Origin of the sequence: Anaerocaecibacter muris, assembly GCF_943192945.1 — a bacterium.
Taxonomy (GTDB): Bacteria; Bacillota; Clostridia; order Christensenellales; family Pumilibacteraceae; genus Anaerocaecibacter; species Anaerocaecibacter muris.
The window spans coordinates 141,240-160,032 of record NZ_CALPCE010000001.1 but is presented as its reverse complement, the minus strand read 5'-3'; the positions used below and the strand labels follow the sequence as shown (position 1 = coordinate 160,032).

Annotated in this window: 8 protein-coding genes; all 8 read right to left on the bottom strand. The window is 52.0% G+C overall.

All coding sequences use genetic code 11. The annotated features are described in order from the left end of the window. Positions 1–16 precede the first annotated feature (16 nt). Positions 17–1,960, bottom strand: coding sequence for a DUF2207 family protein (locus tag NFR57_RS00555; RefSeq protein ID WP_251181887.1), 1,944 nt, complete (start codon positions 1,958–1,960; stop codon positions 17–19). A 3-nt stretch (positions 1,961–1,963) separates the two neighbouring features. Beyond that, positions 1,964–2,539 carry a LemA family protein gene (locus tag NFR57_RS00550; protein ID WP_251181886.1) on the bottom strand — a complete coding sequence of 192 codons (576 nt, stop codon included), beginning with the start codon at positions 2,537–2,539 and terminating at the stop codon, positions 1,964–1,966. A 110-nt stretch (positions 2,540–2,649) separates the two neighbouring features. Then, positions 2,650–3,339: an N-acetylmuramoyl-L-alanine amidase gene (locus NFR57_RS00545; protein WP_251181885.1), complete on the bottom strand. Its 690-nt coding sequence runs from the start codon at positions 3,337–3,339 to the stop codon at positions 2,650–2,652. A 128-nt stretch (positions 3,340–3,467) separates the two neighbouring features. Continuing rightward, positions 3,468–4,934, bottom strand: coding sequence for a M1 family metallopeptidase (locus NFR57_RS00540; RefSeq protein WP_251181884.1), 1,467 nt, complete (start codon positions 4,932–4,934; stop codon positions 3,468–3,470). Positions 4,935–5,173: 239 nt separating this feature from the next. Beyond that, entirely contained in the window at positions 5,174–11,731 is a 6,558-nt protein-coding gene (locus NFR57_RS00535) for a transglutaminase-like domain-containing protein (protein WP_251181883.1), read from the bottom strand. Next, positions 11,712–14,978: a transglutaminase-like domain-containing protein gene (locus NFR57_RS00530; protein WP_251181882.1), complete on the bottom strand. Its 3,267-nt coding sequence runs from the start codon at positions 14,976–14,978 to the stop codon at positions 11,712–11,714. The genes NFR57_RS00535 and NFR57_RS00530 overlap by 20 nt, the downstream gene beginning before the upstream one ends. Before the next feature lie 81 nt (positions 14,979–15,059). Next, the gene (locus tag NFR57_RS00525; protein WP_251181881.1) at positions 15,060–16,442 is read right to left on the bottom strand and encodes an AAA family ATPase; all 1,383 of its coding nucleotides are present in this window, start codon (positions 16,440–16,442) and stop codon (positions 15,060–15,062) included. After that, the gene (locus tag NFR57_RS00520; RefSeq protein WP_251181880.1) at positions 16,435–18,741 is read right to left on the bottom strand and encodes a DUF2357 domain-containing protein; all 2,307 of its coding nucleotides are present in this window, start codon (positions 18,739–18,741) and stop codon (positions 16,435–16,437) included. Before NFR57_RS00520 ends, NFR57_RS00525 begins: the two co-directional genes overlap by 8 nt. Between the last annotated feature and the right edge of the window lie 52 nt (positions 18,742–18,793).

Sequence of the window (18,793 nt, the reverse complement as noted above, 5' to 3'; positions counted from 1 at the left end):
AACAGTCCTTTGTACGCTACCAGCGTCCTCCGCCTCCGCCGCCGAATCCGCCGAAACCTCCGCCGCCGCCAAAGCCCTTGCCCGAAAAACTTCTGCCGCTACTTTTGCTCGGCACATACGTCAGCGACCTGCCCACGTTAGTTGAAATGCGCGACAGCAGGAAAATATCGAACATAGAAATACCTCTGCCCCTGTAATACTCGGGCGGATCCATTGTGAGATCTTTAAACTTATCCGCCCAAATTTCGGACACGCCCAAAACGTTGGCGTAAGGCAAAATGTCGTAATAATACTGCGGGTTGTCTTTGAGCATTGTTTCCAGCCTATCTTTTTCCGCGTCGCGCAAAAAGTTTCTGAACCCGATAATTTCGTTAAGTTGACTGTTGTAAAACTGCGTCCGCACCCGCAAAAACGGCGAAACAGCCGACCCCGCGCCGAGGCACAACGCGCACACAATCCGTTCCGCCACGCTCATTACGTCGGGCGGAACGAGGAACATGACGCCGACGGAAGCGAGCAACGTCGCCGCAAACAGCACTGCGAGCAGTATTCTGCGCCTTGCGACTGACAGCTTGACGTACTGCGAATTGAGCGTCGCGCCCAAGCCCGTCGCTATCAATGCGGGGATTACCGTTATCAGCCCCAACCAGTGAAAAAAGCAACTGCCTATCCGCAACGAAGTAAACACGGCAAATCCCAAACCGTAAATTAAGCACAGCGCCGTAAACGTCGCGGAAAGTAAATTAAATCCGCGTTTGTACAGCTTGCCTTTGTATTCGCTGTTTACGGCGGTTTTAGTCGCGTTTACAGTACCTGCGAACTTGCCCGACAGACTGCCGATCGCAACAACCTTTTTGCCGTCTTTGTCCGTCGTCGCGTGGGAAAACATCTTGTCGAACATAGCTTTTTCGTATGCCGTAACCGCGTCGACATCGCACAGTTTTTCCAAATATATATCGTCGTCGCGTTCGTCTATTGCAAGATACCCGTTGTTTGCCCAATAAAATATCAACGACGTAACGTCGTTATTCGAGCATTTTCCGTCAATGATTTTGCCCATTTGCACGGGCAACATGCTCCGTTTCCGTCCGTCCGCACACTGTATTCTCGGCGGATAAAAATCAACAATCGGCGACAACGGTTTATCGCGTCCGACCGTAAGCATCAGCAAGACCGCTATCGCAACAAGTGCGCAACCCAACACAATGGTCAAGATAGGTTCGCTGTCCGAATAGTTTGTAAGCGTGCCGCTCGGCATGCGGTATTTTACGCGCACGCCGTTAAACGGTTCGAGCGCGCCCGCGTCCACGGTAAAAGTGCGTCCGTCGTTACTCACCGTAATTCTATCTGCGGGCAGTTTGTTTTCGCTCACCCACACGCCGTATTCGCTACCTGCGGACTGCGGCGCGACGGGAAACGTCACTGTAACGGTCGCAGACTCTATCGAACTCGCCCAGCCGTAACCTATGGGATTTATATCCAGAATATCCGCGCCGTCGGGGTGTACGGGCGTTATATAGTCGTATTCTATCGCGCATGTCAACGCATCGCCGCGGCTGAACGTTTTATCGGGGTCGCCTACTACTATTCTTACAAGCGAAAACCCGCTTTCGTGTTTTAACGAATATGGAATATCGCCGCGACGCGACGCGCTCGTCGCTTTTACTTTTAGGTTGCGCACTTTTTCGCCCGAGTTGACGGGTATGTCCATGAAAATGCCGTGAGAGGGCGAGTAGTCCAAAAACTCCGCTTCCAGTTTTTGCGACACGTGACACGACCTGTCGTTTTTCCACTCGACGTCCGCTTGCATATAGTTGTAACGCAAGCCGTAATCGGGCGCAACATCGTTTTGCGACGCGTCGGGAACAATCGAAGCAACGATTATTATCGATAGAAAAAATATTACCGCCGCGGCGGCGAGTACGCATACCGCGACGGCGGATTTTTTACTTGATTGCATAAATTAAAAACTGACTTTGGGCGTTTGGCGTTCCGTAATATCGTCAAGTTCATAGAACGGTTTACGTTCCAAGCCCATGCGCTTTGCAACAAAACACGAAGGGAATTTTTGTATTCTGTTGTTGAGTAGTTTGATTTTCGCGTTGTAATATTTTCTGCTTTGCGCTATTTCGTGCTCGGCTTGTTCGAGCTGCGAGGACAAATTGTTGAATTGTCCGTTAGCTTTGAGTTCGGGATACGCTTCGTGAACTTTGTTAAATAGCACGCGAAGCGACGACGTCAATTCCTTTTCCGCTTCGGGCTTGTCGGCGGGCGCGGCGCGCATAGCATTGTTGCGCGCTTCGGTCACGCGGGCAAGCGTTTCGTGTTCGTGCTTGGTGTAGCCCTTGCACGTTTCGACAAGATTGGGAATCAGGTCGTAACGTTTTTTCATGTGAATATCCATGGCGGAAAACGATTCGTCCACGTCGTTGACCAACGATATAAGACCGTTCTTCGTCACAAAGTACCAAATAAAATAGATTAGCGCAAGCGCGACTATCGGAACAACCGCGCATACCGCTATTAAACCGTTTGACATTGATAGAAATTGCATATATGTAATTCCTCCGCTGTTTCAATTTTAGCATATATGCGACGCGATTGCAAGTATTTTAGTGAAAATTAAATTAAGCGAGCATTAAAGTACGATTAAGTTTTTTCGCCGAATACCGAATTGACCGCCGAATAAATAGTGTACGCCACTTTCTCTTGATAGCTCGCCGTGATTAGCAGGTTTTCTTCTTTGGAGTTTGACAAAAACCCGCACTCGCAGAGCACCGAAGGATACTCGCTGCAATTAAGTATATAGTAATCGCCCACCGCGGCTTTACGCGGCTTGTCGTTGAGCACGTCGTTAAAATAGTTCTGCACGGTCAAAGCGTACCGCTCGCCCTCCGAATTGCCCGCAAAAAACGCTTGCGCGCCCTTTACAGACGACACCGGATATGCATTGCAATGCACGCTGATAACGAGGTCGGGTTTAGCCGCTTTGACTATATCCCTCCGCACTCGCATATCCTCGCGTTTGTTGTACTTAATCCCGCCGCACACCGCCGCCGAATCCGACCGCGTCATTACGACGTTATACCCGCCGTCTTGAAGATATTTCATCAGATACTTGGCTATGGATAAGTTTATGTCGCTCTCTTTTGTGCCCGTGGTTATTCCCGTAACTCCGCCGTCCGCGCCGCCGTGCCCTGCGTCGATTACTATCGTAATGTTCCCCGTCGCGCGAGTCGAGGCGATAACCGTCGCAGCCGTCGCGAAAACAGTAACAAGCGCGAGCACCGCCGACAGCACTATGACCACAGTCCTCTTTCTTATTGTGACAAACGCCATACTTCCACCTTTTTCTACAATTATACGCACAGCTATTGTTCATAACTTTGTGCATAAGTGCATAACTTTGTATATTGCGCCCTCTCGATCGCCTATATGTACGACCGAGAGGGGCGATTTTTTATTTGTCAGTTGGACGAAAACAGCTTGACGTTGCCGTTGAGCCACGAATCGAACAACTCGTTAAGACTGCGTTTAGAACTGCGTTCCATCGCGCCGACAAGGTTTTGCGGCTCGGCAATCTTATACTTGTTGTCGGCGTAATAACGTTTAAGTCCGGATAAGAACGCGGTCGTTCCGACGGTGTTGCGTATATCGTCGAGCATGAGCGCGCCTTTGACGTAAGTCATGTACGAATATTCGGTTTCGCCCTCGTATTCGTTTACGGGACGGTTCATAGACGTATCGCCCAAGCCGTTGTTTTTGTACGTTTCGCAATACAGCACGTATGCGCTCAACGCGTCGCCGCGCTTGCCGTCAAAGGTGTAGGCGTAGCCTTCGGCATGCTCGTAAAACATCATCGTCGAGTATTCGGCAAGACCTTCGTCCAGCCACGCGTTTTTGACTTCGTCGTTGCCGACCACTCCGTACCACCATTGGTGCGCCGTTTCGTGCACTATTATGTCGAGTTTGGCGTCGCCCGTGTACGCGTCGGAAATCATGGACAGGCAGGGATATTCCATACCGCCCTGCAAGAATCCCGTTTGCACAACGGTGTATTCCTTGTACGGATACGCGCCGAACATATTGCCGAAAATCTTGACCGCTTCAATCGCGGTGTTGAGCGCGCGCTCGGGATCGGAGTCGTTGTAATACATGTAGTTTACAATCGTTTCGCCGGAAACCCCGCTCATTTTTTGATAGCCGCCGAGCACCGCCGCAAAATCGCGCACGTTATCGGCTTTCACCTCGTAAGTCGCCGTGCCGTTCTCGCCGTCGGTCTTGGACTTAACCTCGCCCGTGAACGCGCACTCGTACTTGCTCGGAACGGTGAGCGTCACCGAATAATCGGCGCAATCGCTGAAAAACGGATCGCCCGTCGAGTAGTACGGATCGGCGACAAACGAACCGCCGCGGTACATGCACGCTATCGGATAGAAGTTTGCAAGGTTTACCGACTTGTCGGTATAGCCGAAGCGGTGGCGCACCTTGGGCAGTTTAACGGTGTATTCGATATTGACCGAAGTCTTTTCGGTCGGGTCGAGCTTGGAGCCGAGCGCAACCGACAGGATATTTTCGTCCTCGCCCGTGATTGTAATTTCGACGGGATTGCCTTTAACGGACACGCTCGTAATATCGAGCTTGCTGTAACTGCGCCCGTCGGGGTACGCTTCGGTCACGCGATTTTGCGGAACGGGCGCAAACTTCGCGCCCGCACGGTAGGCGTTGGGATATAAGTGGAACCAAAGCTCGCCGAGCGGCACGTCGGTGTTGTTGACGTATTCGCACGTCACGGAAGCCGTCAACACGTAATCGTCGGACAAAGTCGCTTTAATATCGTATTTTGTCCTCTGCTCCTTTTCGGGCGCGGAGCACGCGCAAAGCGACAGAGCCATCGCCGCCGCAATCAGTAAAGCCGTTATCTTTTTTCGCATATCACACTCCTTAATTGGTATCGTTTAATGATATGTCGCAATATATTGCGATATGCAAAACATTGTCGGATTTATATGCCGTTTTCGACAATAAATCGAGTCGCGCCGCCGTACGGCATCTTATGTTTTAACGTATTTATACAGTCACGCCGCGCCCGCAACTATAATACAAAGCAAAACAAAACCCGCCGCGCCGCGACATTACCGCCGAGCGCAACGGGTAGTTGTTTGTAAACCGCTTACGGCTTTATTTCCAGCTTGCCGTAAGTTACTGAAATTTTATAGTTTGCGGTCACGGCAATTCCGTCGCCGTTTGTTATCTTAACGCTTTTAACGCTGTTGTTGGCAACGCCAATATCGGTAATCGCGCCCGTAAACTCTATTTGTATTTCGTGACCGTCCACAAGCCCCGCGCCGCCTATCGGCATAAGTATTTCGTGGCAGGTCAGCGGCGTGCCGTCGAAAATCTTGTCGGCGCTACCGGTCACTATATTTATTTCGCGCTGCGTAATTTCCAGTCCGCCCGAATCGAACACGACCGTATACGACTGCGTCACGTCCGTACCGTCGGCGGCGTAAACATGGCACCAACCCATGTCCTCAAACAGCCGCGACAGCTCGCCCGCCGTTATCTTGCCGACGTCCGTAAAGCCCTCGTACTCGCCCATGTCGATAACAACGTCGGCAACGCCCTGCGGCAACTCGTCCCAGTAATAACCGTAAATATCGGGCAACAGCTCCTCGAACCGAAGCGGCGTGCCGTCGTATGCCCTGTTAAGGACGGGCAAGTTGACGTGCACGGGCTTTTGGGTGACCCAAATAACGCCTTTTTCGAAAACTATATTATACTTGCCCGTTACGTCCTCGCCCGACGGGTCGAACAGTCTAAACGCTTTTATGACGCTCTCCGAACGCCCCACTTCGACGCGGCTACCCTCTACCTCGACTATATAGGTGTAACCGAGTTCGATCAGTTTTTTAAACGCATAATCGACGCCTGCGTCCTCTACCTCGTTTTTGGCAAGCAACGCAAGCCCGTTATATTCCCTGCTGACTTCGACTGGACGAATCGATAGTTTTTCTTTATCCGAATCGCCGCCTTCACCGCCTCCGCCGTTACCGTCGCCGTCGCCGTCGCCGTCGCCGTCGCCGCCCGAACCGCCTTGACCGCTGCCCGTGACTTCCACAGCAACCCAGCCGATTCCGTCGATATACACCTCCGTCCAGCCGTGCCCGTCGGATATTTCCGTCCACTGCCCCGCCTTTGTCGCGCCTTTAAACCCGACGGTGTAACGCGCGGGGAAACCGAGAGCGCGATACAGCACGGTCGCCGCGGTTGCGTAATGCCTACACACGCCCGTTTTGTACTTTTCGAGGAACGCGACAGCAACGTCGTCTTCCGCGTCGAGCGCGACGTCGTAATCCAAATCGTACCTCGCGGCGGTGCGCACGTACTTCGACACCTTTGTTATAACGTCGGGATCGTCCTTTCTGAACCGCTGTTTTTGGATAACGCCCAGCATATAATCGAGCGTAGCTTGCGGCACAGACGTATAATGCTCGTAAACAAACTTGCGGTAATCGGCTTCGACGCGGTCGTAAATCCCTATATTTGACGACGACAATATCGCCCCGCCGTCCGACAAATAGTCGTAACGATAGAATTGCGCGCTGTACCGCGTAACGCTCGACGAATATTCGCCGTCGCTCGTCTGCCGCTCCAAATCGGCAAGAGCGAGGTAATACGGAAGCGAATACGTATAGTCAACAAGCAGTTCTATTTCGATGCTATCCGCGGTCAGCCCGCTGTTTTGCAACGCTATGCTCGTTAGGTAGTTTAAGCCGTAATCTTTTCCGTTATAGTTGATTTTTTGACCGCTGTAAACGGGCGCGTCGCCCCAGTTATATTCATCGAATCTATTTGCGCCTACCTTGCCCGTATAGTCGCCGTAACTCATTTGCCGCAAGTACACCGCCCCGTCTGTTTCCGAATAAAGCCTGATTATAGGTCCGTCACCGTCGCCGTCACCGTCGCCCGATCCGCCGCCGCTTTTTTTAACGACGGTCAAAGTGCCTTTCTCGAATTCGATAGCGTAATTGGGCGTTTTTACAAACTCGCCTTTGCGCACGGATACGACAAGCTCGTTATCCTTTTTTCCGACGTTCTTAATGACGGTATGTTGGGTAACAATCAAGTTATGCCCGTCAACCAACGAACCGTCCGTTACTTCGCACCCGTCGTTGTAGTGTTCCTCGCCGTCGTATATCCATTCGTCGGTTGCGGTCAGTATCTTGATGTAGCGCGGCTGAATTGTGAGTTTTCCGAGAATATACGTAATATCGTAATTGTCGGTCACGTCGTTGTCTTGCGCGTCTTTAATGCAATCCACTTCCGCAAGGTTGACAGTGCCGCTTTGCGCAACGTCGGTTATCGCAACTTCGAGGTTTTTTAACAGCACTCTATGCCCGAATAAAAAGCCGCTTACCTCCGCCGCGCCGCCGTTAAGCGGCGTATCGTCGTAAATCTTTTCAAGATCTTCCGTCCTGACGACAATATCGACGGGAAGTATCGTAAGCGTGCCGTTAACGGCGTTTATTTGATAATTGCTCGCGTCCGCGCCCGTAATCTCAAACTGCAATACGTTCTCTTTGCCTACGACGTTGCCGAGTTCGTCGCGCATAACGTCCTTGACTTCGATATATCCCGCTACAATCAATCGATGATCCTTGACGGGCTTTAACGAATTTTCGGCGTAATCCCAACCGTCGTCGTGATGCGCATTGCCGTCGTAAGTCCATTCGTTGCTGTTTGTAACAACGTCGAGCTGACGCGGCAAAACAACAAGCTCGCCGTATTCGACCGTTATGTCATAGTTTTGCGATTTGGCTTTAACTTCGCCGTTCTCTGCGTTAATTATATCGAACGTCAATACATTATCGACCGTACCTTCGGCTACGTTCGTTATCTCCGTATGCGTAGTTACTTTTAACGTATGGTCGAACACAAAGCCGAGCGAATCGGATTTTTCGCTCCACGTTTCGTTGTACTGCGGATCGCCGTTATACACAAATTCTTCCGACGCGGTTACAATCTTAACGGGTCGAGGCAGAACGATAAGCGTGCCGTACTCATACGTTATTTGGTAATTAGCCGTAACGTCTTTGCCCGCTTTGTCCGTTATTTTCGCCGTAAACCTGTTTTCGCACTCGCCCGCGTCCGTTATAGTAGACCAGCTGTCGCTGTCGCCCACCAAATTATGCAACGCCGTATATGCGCCTATTTCCGCGTCGTATTCAAAAATTAAACCTTTGTCCGGATGAGGATTGCCGTCGTCGTCGCGCTCATACAAAAATCCAAACGCTTTAAACGACTTCGGCGTGCCGTCGTAATACCAGTACGTGTCGCAATAAAAGCGTTCGTCATCCTCCGTGCCGAACGACGAGAGCGTTATAGGGCGCGCCGTAATGGTGAGCGTTGCCGCAACGCCGCTGTATGTTATAGCGTAGTTAGACGTTTTTTCCGTCTTCTTTCCGTCGAAAATATCGAGCTTAACAACGGTGACGGAACTGTACTTTCCGACGTTTATATATTCCGCATTGAGAGTAGCCGCGCCGCTGTGTCCGTCCGCAAGCGACCCTGCCGTAAGTTCGTACACGTCGCCCGCAACGACTTTACCGTTGTACACGCGCGTTATGTCCTTGGCTTTTACGGTGACGGGACGCGCCGTTACCTCTATGTCTTGATACACGTAAGTCAGTTTGTAATTGCTTGTTACGTTCTTTCCCTGTTCGTCGGCAACGGTGAGTTTAAGCACGTTTTCTTTTTTGCCGACGTCGGTAATCGTTTCGTATTCGGCGACCGTAACGGTCTGACCAGCGACAAAATCGAGCGCGCTCGTCACGGTATAACCTTTGTCGAAACGCTCGACGTCGTTATAAACCCAACTGTTGGCGTTTGTCTTGACGGTCACTTCGCGCGCCGTTACGGTAAGCGTGCCGTTTTGATAAGTTATGTCGTAATTGTGCGTAACGTTTTGTTTGGTTGCGTTTTCGATAATCACGTCCATGACGTTGATAACCGACCCGATGTTTTTTATCAAAACGGTATTGTAATTGAGCACGCGCGCGCTTTGCCCGCCGACAAGCGTGCCCAAAACAATATCGAACCGCCTGTCGATAAACTCTTTGCCGTCGTAAACCTTGGTATTTGTCGCGGTCTTGACGATAATCGGTCGGGGCTTTATTTTAAGCGCGCCTTTGCCGTCCTTGGCGTACAGTATTTCGTAATTGCTCGCAAGCGTGCCGACCACGTCGAAAGTAAGTTCGTTCGGCTCGGTCAAAACCGCATTATTCGCGCCGCGTTTGACCTCCGAAACCTCGGTAAACGTTTTGACTTTAAGACTGTGCCCGAGTTCCGTAAGCAGGCGCGTAACGGAAAATTCCTTGTTGGAATGTACTCCGCCGTCATAAACCCACTCGTCCGATTCGGTCGTGACGTAAACTTTTCGCGGCGTTACTTTTAAACTGCCTTTGACAAGCGTAATATCATAATTGTCGTTAAGCGGCGTTTTTGTCGCGTCGTCCGTCTTGTAAATAACGACCGAAGATATTTCGTTGATCTTCTGTTCGCCCGCGTCCGTAAGACTGCCGACAAATGTCGCGTCCGCTTTTTGCCCGTTCGCCAAACCGACGTTCTCGCCTCTGTCGGCGGTAAAGTTATCGGCAGCGGTATTAACAAGCGGCGCGCCGTCGTACTCTTTTTCGCAGTCGCCCGCAGTAAAAGTCACGGGACGCTTGGTAACGGTGAGCGTGCCGACGTCAATCGTAATATCGTAATTTTTTGTCTTTATTATTTCGTCGATTTTGTCATACTCGATTATTCCTTGTTGAAACTCTTTGTACAGCTCGACTAATTCGTCATAGGTGTAAATGCCTTGTTGTATCTTGTCCCACACCGCGTTTACAACTATTTCAAATTCAATTGCGTTGTCGCACGAATTTACGTCAGTCAGTCCCGCGCGCTTTACGACAAAAATACTCTGCCCGTCGGCAATCGGATTGGGCGACGTTTGTACGACAAACGGATCGGCGGTATGCTTTTCCGTACCGTCATAAACGTGCGATTCCGAGGGAGTTTCTATTGTGACGGCGCGCTTGTTTACGGTAAGAACGCCGCGCGTTATTTCCAGACTGTAATTTGATTCGAGCGTGCCGACAACCTCGAACCCGAGCGAATTCGGCGTGCCTATAACGCTCCCGTCGTCGCCGAAAACGACGTCGTTCACGACGGTGTGCGAAACTACTTTAAGACTGTGATCGCCGACAAGCCCGTCGCTTGTAAAGCTGTCGTTAAAATGATCTTTCCCGTCGTATATTATGCCGTTGTCGGTAGCGGTAACAACGGTTACGGTTTTGGGCGTAACTTCGAGCGTACCGCTTTCGCAAACGACGTTATAGTTTTTCCCGACGTCTGTTTTGCCGTCGGCGGCAACCACGTCAAAACCGAGCACGTTGATTTCCGTGCCGACGTTTGTTATTTCCGAACAGGACGAAACGACGAGTTTGTGACCGAGTACGGTGGTTTGCCCCGTTACGGTGTAATTCTTGTTTACGTACTTATTACCGTCGTATACATGCGTTCCGTTTGCCGCCCGCACGTTGATAATGCGCGGCGTAACCTCTATAGTTCCTGCGCTGACCACAAAAGCATAGTTGTGGGTAACTTCGCGCCCGTCCGCCGCAAAAGCCTTAAACACCATCAAATTCTCTGCTTTATCCACGTCGGTAAGCGACGCCGCGAGCGCTATTTCCAGTCGCTCGCCCTCCGCAATCGGCGTTTCGTCGGACACCGTGTAGCCGTATTCGGAAAACTTTGCGCCGTCGTATTCGTGCGTGCCGTCGGCGGTCGTAATTACTACCGTGCGCTTTTTGACGGTGAGCTTGCCTATGTTTTGGGTAATAGCATAGTTAGCGGAAACGTCTATGCCGTCGCCGTTTAAAACCTTGTGCGTAACGTTGATTTGCGGCGTGTTTTCGGTTTCGCCGATGTCTGTCTGCGACTTGTCAAAAACAGGCACAATGCTGTCGCCGTCAGCAAGCGTGCCGTCGGTCAGCTCCCACGCGCTCGACGTGAGCGGTTTGCCGTCGTACTCTTCAGTTACGCCCTCGACCGTAATTTCTATTGCGCGCGCGGTAAACGCTATATTGCTTTTTACGGCGTTTAGCGCATACGAACTTGTCACGTCCTCGCCGTTTTCGTCGGTAATGACGACGGAATCTGCGGCGACGTTGACTAACGTCGAGGTTTGCGAAATATCCGCGTACTCGAACCGTCCTATACTTATGCTGTCGCCGTAAACGAGTTCCGCCGTCACCTGCGGTTTTTCGCCGTACACGACCGTCGCCGCGACGTTCAAGTCCAAAGGCTTGGGCAGAATTTCAAACGCGTAAGTTTTGCCGTAACTCATTGCGCCGAACGTGCGCTCGGACACGGCGCGAACAACGTATTTACCCGCGCGCCTAGGCATTTCGCGCGTCCAAACGTCGCTACCGTCCTCGCGGTATTCGTAAACGACATTGCCGAGGAACGCGCCCGCCTTATACTCGACGGATTCGCCGTACACTATTTGCGGCGGACATTTGACGCTGTCGTAAACAATGCCGCGCGTGCCGAGCAACGCCGCAACGGTTGCAAGCAACAGCGCGACGATTACTATTATAAGTATTTTGAACCGTCGCAAAACGTTTACGAACGCCGCGACCTTTTTCATTTTTTTGTTATATTCCGCGTACAGCATAGTTTACAACCTCCTCCGCGGTATTTGCGGGACGGCGCGGCACTACGGTAAGCGTTCCGCTTACGCATTTAATAACGTAATTGGACGTAACGTCCTCGCCGTCGGCATTGTTGATTACCACCTTTTCCACGGTGTTCTCGCTCCTGCCTATAACGCTTTGCTCGCCTCTGATAGTGACCGTCGCTTCGTCGCCGTCGGCAAGTCCGCCGTCCTCGCCCGTTACGGTATATTCGCCGCAAACAAGCGCCGCGCCGTTAAGTTCGTTAAAATATCCCACTGCGGAATCCGCCGTGACGGTTATAGTGCGCGCAGTAACGCGCAAAACGCCCAACTCCGCATTAACTTTGTACATATACGTCACGTCCGCGCCGCTCGCGTCGATCACGGTTATTTCAAACGTGTTGGAACTGCGCCCGACGTTTTTACGGCTACCCGTCATGACGACCGAAGCAATGCTGTGCCCGTCGAGCATAGTGCCCGCGCACGAATAGCCTTCGCCCTCCGCCGATCGCAACGCACCGCCGTCGTAAACCTTTTCGAGCGACTCCGTGCGCACCGTGATCTCCTGCACGTAAATGTGAAGTTTGCCTGTTGACAGCGTTATATTGTATTCGTCGGTAACGTCGTTGCCGTACCCGTCAATCAGTTTAAATTCGGTTATTTTGCTCTCGCCTATGCCGACCTTGCTTTGCGATCCCTCGACCGCAAACTCATAACGACAGCCCGCGGCTTCCAAATCGGACAAGCCCTGCAATCTGTCGAGCGTATATGTAAGTGGCGAACCGTCGAAATCGGCGACGTTCAAATACACGTCGAACGGTTTTATATTGAGTTTTTTATCGCTGTCGGGATTGCCTATTCCGGTAGAACCCGATCCGCCCGTGCCGTCGAAGCCCGCGCCGCCGCCCGTGACCTCTATAAACACCCAGCCCGCACCGTCGATATACACTTCCGTCCACGCGTGCGCTTTGTCCGTAGTGACTTCCACCCACTCGCCGTTTTTGGCTTGCGCCGTGTAGCCTATGACATACCGCGACGGAATACCGAGCGCGCGAAATATAACCGTCGCCGCCGCCGCGTAATGCCGACAAACGCCCTCTTTATATCTATCCAAAAACGCGACCGCTACGTCCGCTTCGGCGTCGAGTGCAACGTCGTATTTTTTATTGTACTTCGCCGCATTGCGCACATAGTTCGCCACCGCGGAAATTTTTTGGGCAAGCGGCAAATCCGCAAAACCGTTATCGGCAATCAGTTTATCGACGTATTCGCGCGTAAAATCGGGCAGCCCGCAATACTCGGCATACGCAAACGCGCGGTAAGCAAGTTCCGCCGCCGACAACGATCCGAGCGCAACGCCCTCCGTCGCCGCGCCCCCGTCCGCTATGTAGTTATACGCATAATAGTATGCCGCATATACGGACTGATTGCCCGTATACACAACGTCGCTCGCCTGCGGCGTACTGCCAAGCTGTTCGACGCTCAAATAGTACGGCAAGAAATATTGCGACGTGTTTACAAGTTCGAGCTCTGCGCGATAGTATTCGTACCCCGCCACAGCGAGCGCCGCGCCCGTCAAATAGTTCATACCCAGTCCGTCGCCTAACCCCGTACCGCCGTACTCCGCGGCTTCGTCAAACCCGCCGCCGTTGTACGCACCGAAACTCTTGTACCGCAAATAGACCTCGCCGTCGCGATCGGAACGCAGTTTAAGCGCGAGCTTCGGCTCGTCCTGTTCGTCGCCGCCCAAACTCCCGTCGTCGCCTAAATCACCCGAACCGTCGCCGCCCTCGTTACCGCCTGTGCCTCCGTCATCGCCGAGTATAGCAAGTTGCCCCTCTTGCAATTTAATGTTGTAGTTACGCGTAACGTCCTCGCCGTTTTGGTCTTTTATAATCACTTCCGCAATGGTGTTGGCAACCGTTCCGACAAAAGTAGCAGTGCCCGAAATTATAACAGTCAGAGTTTGACCGTCCGCAACTTTTGTCATTGACACCACTTCGTATTCGTCGCAAGTGAGCGGCGTGCCGTCAAACGGTTTGCTCGCCGTGCCCGACTTGACTGTAAGATTGCGCGCCGTAACGTTGAGCAAGCCCAACTTGTAGCGCACTTCCACCCAGTCGGCAACCTGCCCGTTCGACATGACCGACACGCCCGAAACATTGTTGTCCGATATTCCGACGTCCGTGCGACTGCCGACGACGTTTGCCGTAACCGTGTATTCGCCGACCGTAACGCTGTCGCCCGACGCGTTCCAATCGTCGGTAGCGAGCGTATCGTCGGTTACTACACGCCAGCCGTCACTCGCGAGCGGCGTGCCGTCGTAAACTTTGTACGCGGGTCGAGTTTCTATAAGTATGATTATAGGCTCGACGGTGAGCGTGCCGTAAGTGAACACAGGCTCGTAATAGTCGGTCACGTTTTCGCCCGACGCGTTTGTAACCACGCACGAAGCTATGTTTTGCGATGTGCCGACTTCGGTCTGACTGCCGAGCACAGTAACGGATAACTTATCGCCGTTGCGCAAAACGCCGCTCGACAGCGTCCATTTATCGCAAGTGAGCGCGGCGCCGTCGTAAGTCTTTTGCGCCGTGTGCGTCAAAATTTCCAGCTTTTCGCCGTGCACGTACAGCGTGCCGTACAGGTAATTTATATTGTAGTTGTGCGACACGTCGCGAGCGCCGTCCGTCACCGTCGCGACAAAAGTGTTGTTTGTTTTTCCCGATCCCGTCAGCGTGCCGTTTACGGTGTATTTAATTTCGTGCCCCGCAAGCAATTCGCCTTCCGCAAGCGAACAGCTGTCCGCAGTGAGCGGCGTGCCGTCGTATATTTTTTCCGCGCTTGCCGACCGCACGACAATCATGCGCGGTGTGACTTCGAGCGTGCCCGCATCGAAAGTGATTTTATAGCTGTCCGTAACGTCGTAACCCTTTTCGTCGAGCACGGTTGCGACGGCGGTGTTTTTGCTTGCGCCCGCTTCCGTTTGCCCGCCCGTGACCGTCACTTTAAGCGTGTGCCCGTCTTTGAGTTTGCCGTCCGAAAGTTCCCAACCGTCGGCGGTCAATTTTTCGCCGTCGTATTCCGATACGGCGGATTCTGTCGACACGGTTATGCGTATGGGCTCGGCGGATATTACGCCAGTCGCTATGAGTATGAGGTACACCGCGAGAAGCGCGATAATGCCGATAGTTATCGATCCGATAATATATACCGATTTCGATTTTTTTACTGTTTTGCTTTTATTCACGGTTACCTCCTTTTAAGGTTTTTGTTTGCGAATTTCGTTTGCAAAGCGTTGCGGTTTACTCGCCGCACTGCGGCAATTCTGTTAAATATTTTTTTCAAACCTGCGCATAAGCTGTTTGCACAGCGGCATTTTGTCGTCGCCGAACAGGTCGTCGAGGTAGCGGCAAAAACCTTCCGCCGCGTTCTTTACATATATCGGGTTTTGCGTTTCTATCTTCCTCAACACCTTTTTTGACAGTATGTCGTCCAATGCGTTAAGTTCCTCCCCGCCGCACGCGACATACACGGGGATATATTTTCGTATCTGCGTCATTATTCGGTTGCCGAACGTCACGTGAAAATGCTCTATCATGTACTTATCCAGCATTTCCAGTCGCCGTTCGTTCCGCTTTGTCATGCGGTATTCTTTTCGCGCCGCTGTCGCCATTGCGTTAAACCGTTCCGCTGTTATATGCACCGTCCGTTCTTTCGCCGCTATAAACGGCTCCGCTTTGTTGTCCAAGTTCATTACCATTGCTCGGTCGTACACTTTGTCGGATATTGCAAACGTGCTGTCGTCGTTGTTTGCCGTACCTATGAACCACATGTTGTCCGGCAGTTTTATCATGCCCTCTTTCAACAGTTTCGGGTCTTTCTCCCATTGGCTCGACACTACCGTCAAATACCGCTTTTCCGCGTCCGGTATTTCCAGCATTGACAGAAACTCCGCGAAGTAATACTCCACTCGCGCTATATTCATTTCGTCCAACACCGTTACGTATATATCCTTCCCGTAGTTTGCTTCGTACATCTTTTCAAGCAACGGCGTTTCGTTGAACTGTTTGGTAAACTCGTTGTAATAGCCCAGTAAGTCCGTCCGTTCTTTCCACATCGGCTGTACCGGTATTACTGTTGACGGGTTATCCAAATACTTCCCGAACACATACGCCAGCGACGTTTTTCCCGTGCCGGACATGCCTTGCAGTATCATGATATGCGACACGCTCAATCCCGCTATGAACCGTCGTATATCCTCTATGTCGTAATACAGTTTTTGGTTCGCCGCGTAGTTCCGCAAGTTTTCGCACAGGGTTTTAAGCGTTATACTTTCGTCGTAGTCGCTTCGTTCGTACTTCTCTTTTTCGCGGTCTATCTTTATTAGCGTCGGAAACCGCTCCCCGTTATTTGCTTTTTCGGGCGTAGGCTCGTCCGATACGTCGCCCGCTTGAACTTCGGGCGCGGACGTGTCGCTAATACGCGTTATGTGCGTTTTGCGCCGCAGGTTGACAAAAATAAACGCGACTATCAAAAGCGGCAAAATAACCGCGAGCGTAACGCACACGTACATCGTTTCGGAGCGCACAAGCGCAAAATCGAACGCGCGCTCTCCGCCTATGTACGTGCCGAGCGCCGCTAACAATAGCGCGCTCACTATGACGAACGTCGTAATACAGACGGCGTATTTTATTCGCTTTGCTTTACGCATTGTCCGTACCGCCGTCCTCCTTGCCGTTCGCGTCGGGCATAGAATTCTCCGCAACCGTAGCGCGTATAGGCACTTCGCTATACGCTGTCTTACCGTCTTGCTCGACCTGTTTTTCCGCCTGCGCGGGACGTTTTACAGTGCGCGCAGAAGCAGTCGATTTGCGTTGCGCGTTTTTTTGCGCGCTCGGCTTTTTGTCGCCGACACGTTCTTCCGTCGCGTTTTGCCGCTCGGTCGCGCCTTGCGCGCTATCCTCGCCGACGTTCTCGACGCTGTCCGCATTATTGCCGACTTTATCTTTTATACTCGAAAAATCTGCGCCCGCGTCGGTCGCTTCCGACTTTTTGACGTTGACAATAGAGTACACGCCCGAAACGTTATTCGCGGTCGCGCCGTCCTCGCCGAGCACCCCGTCCGCAATGCTATAAGCGTGCAATAGCTCGGCGCGAATTTTCTTTTTGGTTTTTTTCCACTCGCCTTTGAAAAACCGCCTGAACGAATTATATTGATGTTCGAGCTCGTTAAACGCGGCTTCGGTCGTAAAGTCATCCGCCTCGTCCGTCAAGCCGTATTCGTGGCGCAACGCGTTAAGCCGTCCGTCCGACAAAGTTTTGAGGTCGGAGAGCAACCTGTTTTCCGCTTTTACGTCGAGAACGGCTTGCTCCTTTTTTTCCATTTCCGCGTTAAGCGTTTCCATCTCGCGTTTATATCTGCCGTCGAGCGCGGCAAGCTCCTCGGCGTGCGTTTTGGCTTGCCGTGCGTTCCGCGCGGTAAGCTCGGCTATTGCCTCGGTCTTTTGTTGTATTTGCGCGGCATGCTCCGCCTCGATATTTTCCAGCTCCGCCGCGTGCGCCGCTTTAAGCTCGGTCGCCTCGCGTTCGTATTTTTCGCGCAGTTCGTCAAGCTCGTTTTTGTGCTGTTGCGCTATGTAGTCGATTTGCGCTTGCCAGTTGTCGTTAAGCTCGGCAATTTCTTCCGCGTGCGACTGCAACAACGCTTGCACTTGTTCGCGGTGGCTGTCGTTAAGTTCCGACAGCTCGCGCTCATGCTCGGCGCGAAGTTCCGCCATATCGTCTATGTACTTGCGTTCCAACCGCGCGATTTCCGCGTTAAGCTCGTCCGTCTTTTGCGTAAGCGCGGTTATTTCGCCGTGCAGGTTTTCTATTTCGCCGTTGAGCCTATCGACCTCGTCGAGCGCGTCGGACAGTTTTTGATGTATGCCCTCGAACACGCGCAACTGCTTTTCGAGCAACAGCATATATTCCTCGGGACTTTCGCCCGACTCGACTATCCTGCGGCGAAGTTTGCGCAGTTTGTCAAGGTGTTCCTGCTCGGCAATCGCCTTGCGCCGCATTTCCTCCTCGTCGTATCGCGATTTGAGCATGTCTTTAATGCCCATGCCGTACTGATACGTCAAGAACGCGGACAGCGCGTAAGCCTCGGCAAACTCGTCCGCGACAAGCTCGGAAAACCGCATCTTCTTTTTGACCGTTTCGACGGTGTACCCGTCTTTGTCATACGACGAAATATATTCGTAAAGCGCGACAGCGCCCTTAAAGTTTTTGTCCATTTTAAGGACGTTGGTCTTGGTTATGGGCGGTTTTAACAGCGCGGCTTTGGATACTTCTTCCATGAGCGGCGTGGACATGTAATGATTAACCGTTTTAAGCAACATGCCTATGCGCTCGATCACGTCCTTATTTGGATTAAGTTCGCGCATGATCGGATCGTCGCGCAACTTTTCGTCAAGGCTCAATTTGTACTTGATTTGCTTGTGCCGCGTTTCCACTGTTTTTTCAAGATCCAAACTGCCTTGATAAGTATTTGTCAAGTCGAGTATGCGCATATACCGCATGCCGATAAACTCGTTAAGATAGGTCAAAAGCATGTACAAAAACCTGTTTTCGTACACCGCATAGTCGTTAAGCCGTTCGACCGTGTAAAGCTGTTCGGGGATAAGATTGTCGCCTGTGCTCTTTTTTGTTATAAGATTGCTGTGCCGCGATAGGTGCTCCACCGAATCGCGCGACACGCGCTTGACCTTTTCTATCGGCACTATTTCGCCGTCGGCGCGTATGAACTGTCGCTCCTCGGCGAGCGCCTTTTCCACAAAAGCAAGCCCGTCCTCTATCGCGTCTATCCAGTCGTTCTCTATATCGCAAACTACGCGCGTAACCTCGACGCAGTCTTTTTCTGCGTCGATCTTGGCAACGTCGCGGCGGTGCGCGGCACATTCGCGGTCGTCCGCAGTATTCCTGCGAAAATCCGCAAACGCGCGATAGAGTGTGTCAAGATAGCTCATGAATTAAACGAATCTCCTTTTGTAATACGGCTACTGTCTTTTGCGGTAACCC

Bases quoted from the DNA above. Each gene is read 5' to 3' on its own strand.
- NFR57_RS00555 (WP_251181887.1), bottom strand. From the start codon at position 1,960: ATGCAATCAAGTAAAAAATCCGCCGTCGCGGTATGCGTACTCGCCGCC.
- NFR57_RS00550 (WP_251181886.1), bottom strand. From the start codon at position 2,539: ATGTCAAACGGTTTAATAGCGGTATGCGCGGTTGTTCCGATAGTCGCG.
- NFR57_RS00545 (WP_251181885.1), bottom strand. From the start codon at position 3,339: ATGGCGTTTGTCACAATAAGAAAGAGGACTGTGGTCATAGTGCTGTCG.
- NFR57_RS00540 (WP_251181884.1), bottom strand. From the start codon at position 4,934: ATGCGAAAAAAGATAACGGCTTTACTGATTGCGGCGGCGATGGCTCTG.
- NFR57_RS00535 (WP_251181883.1), bottom strand. From the start codon at position 11,731: ATGCTGTACGCGGAATATAACAAAAAAATGAAAAAGGTCGCGGCGTTC.
- NFR57_RS00525 (WP_251181881.1), bottom strand. From the start codon at position 16,442: ATGCGTAAAGCAAAGCGAATAAAATACGCCGTCTGTATTACGACGTTC.
- NFR57_RS00520 (WP_251181880.1), bottom strand. From the start codon at position 18,741: ATGAGCTATCTTGACACACTCTATCGCGCGTTTGCGGATTTTCGCAGG.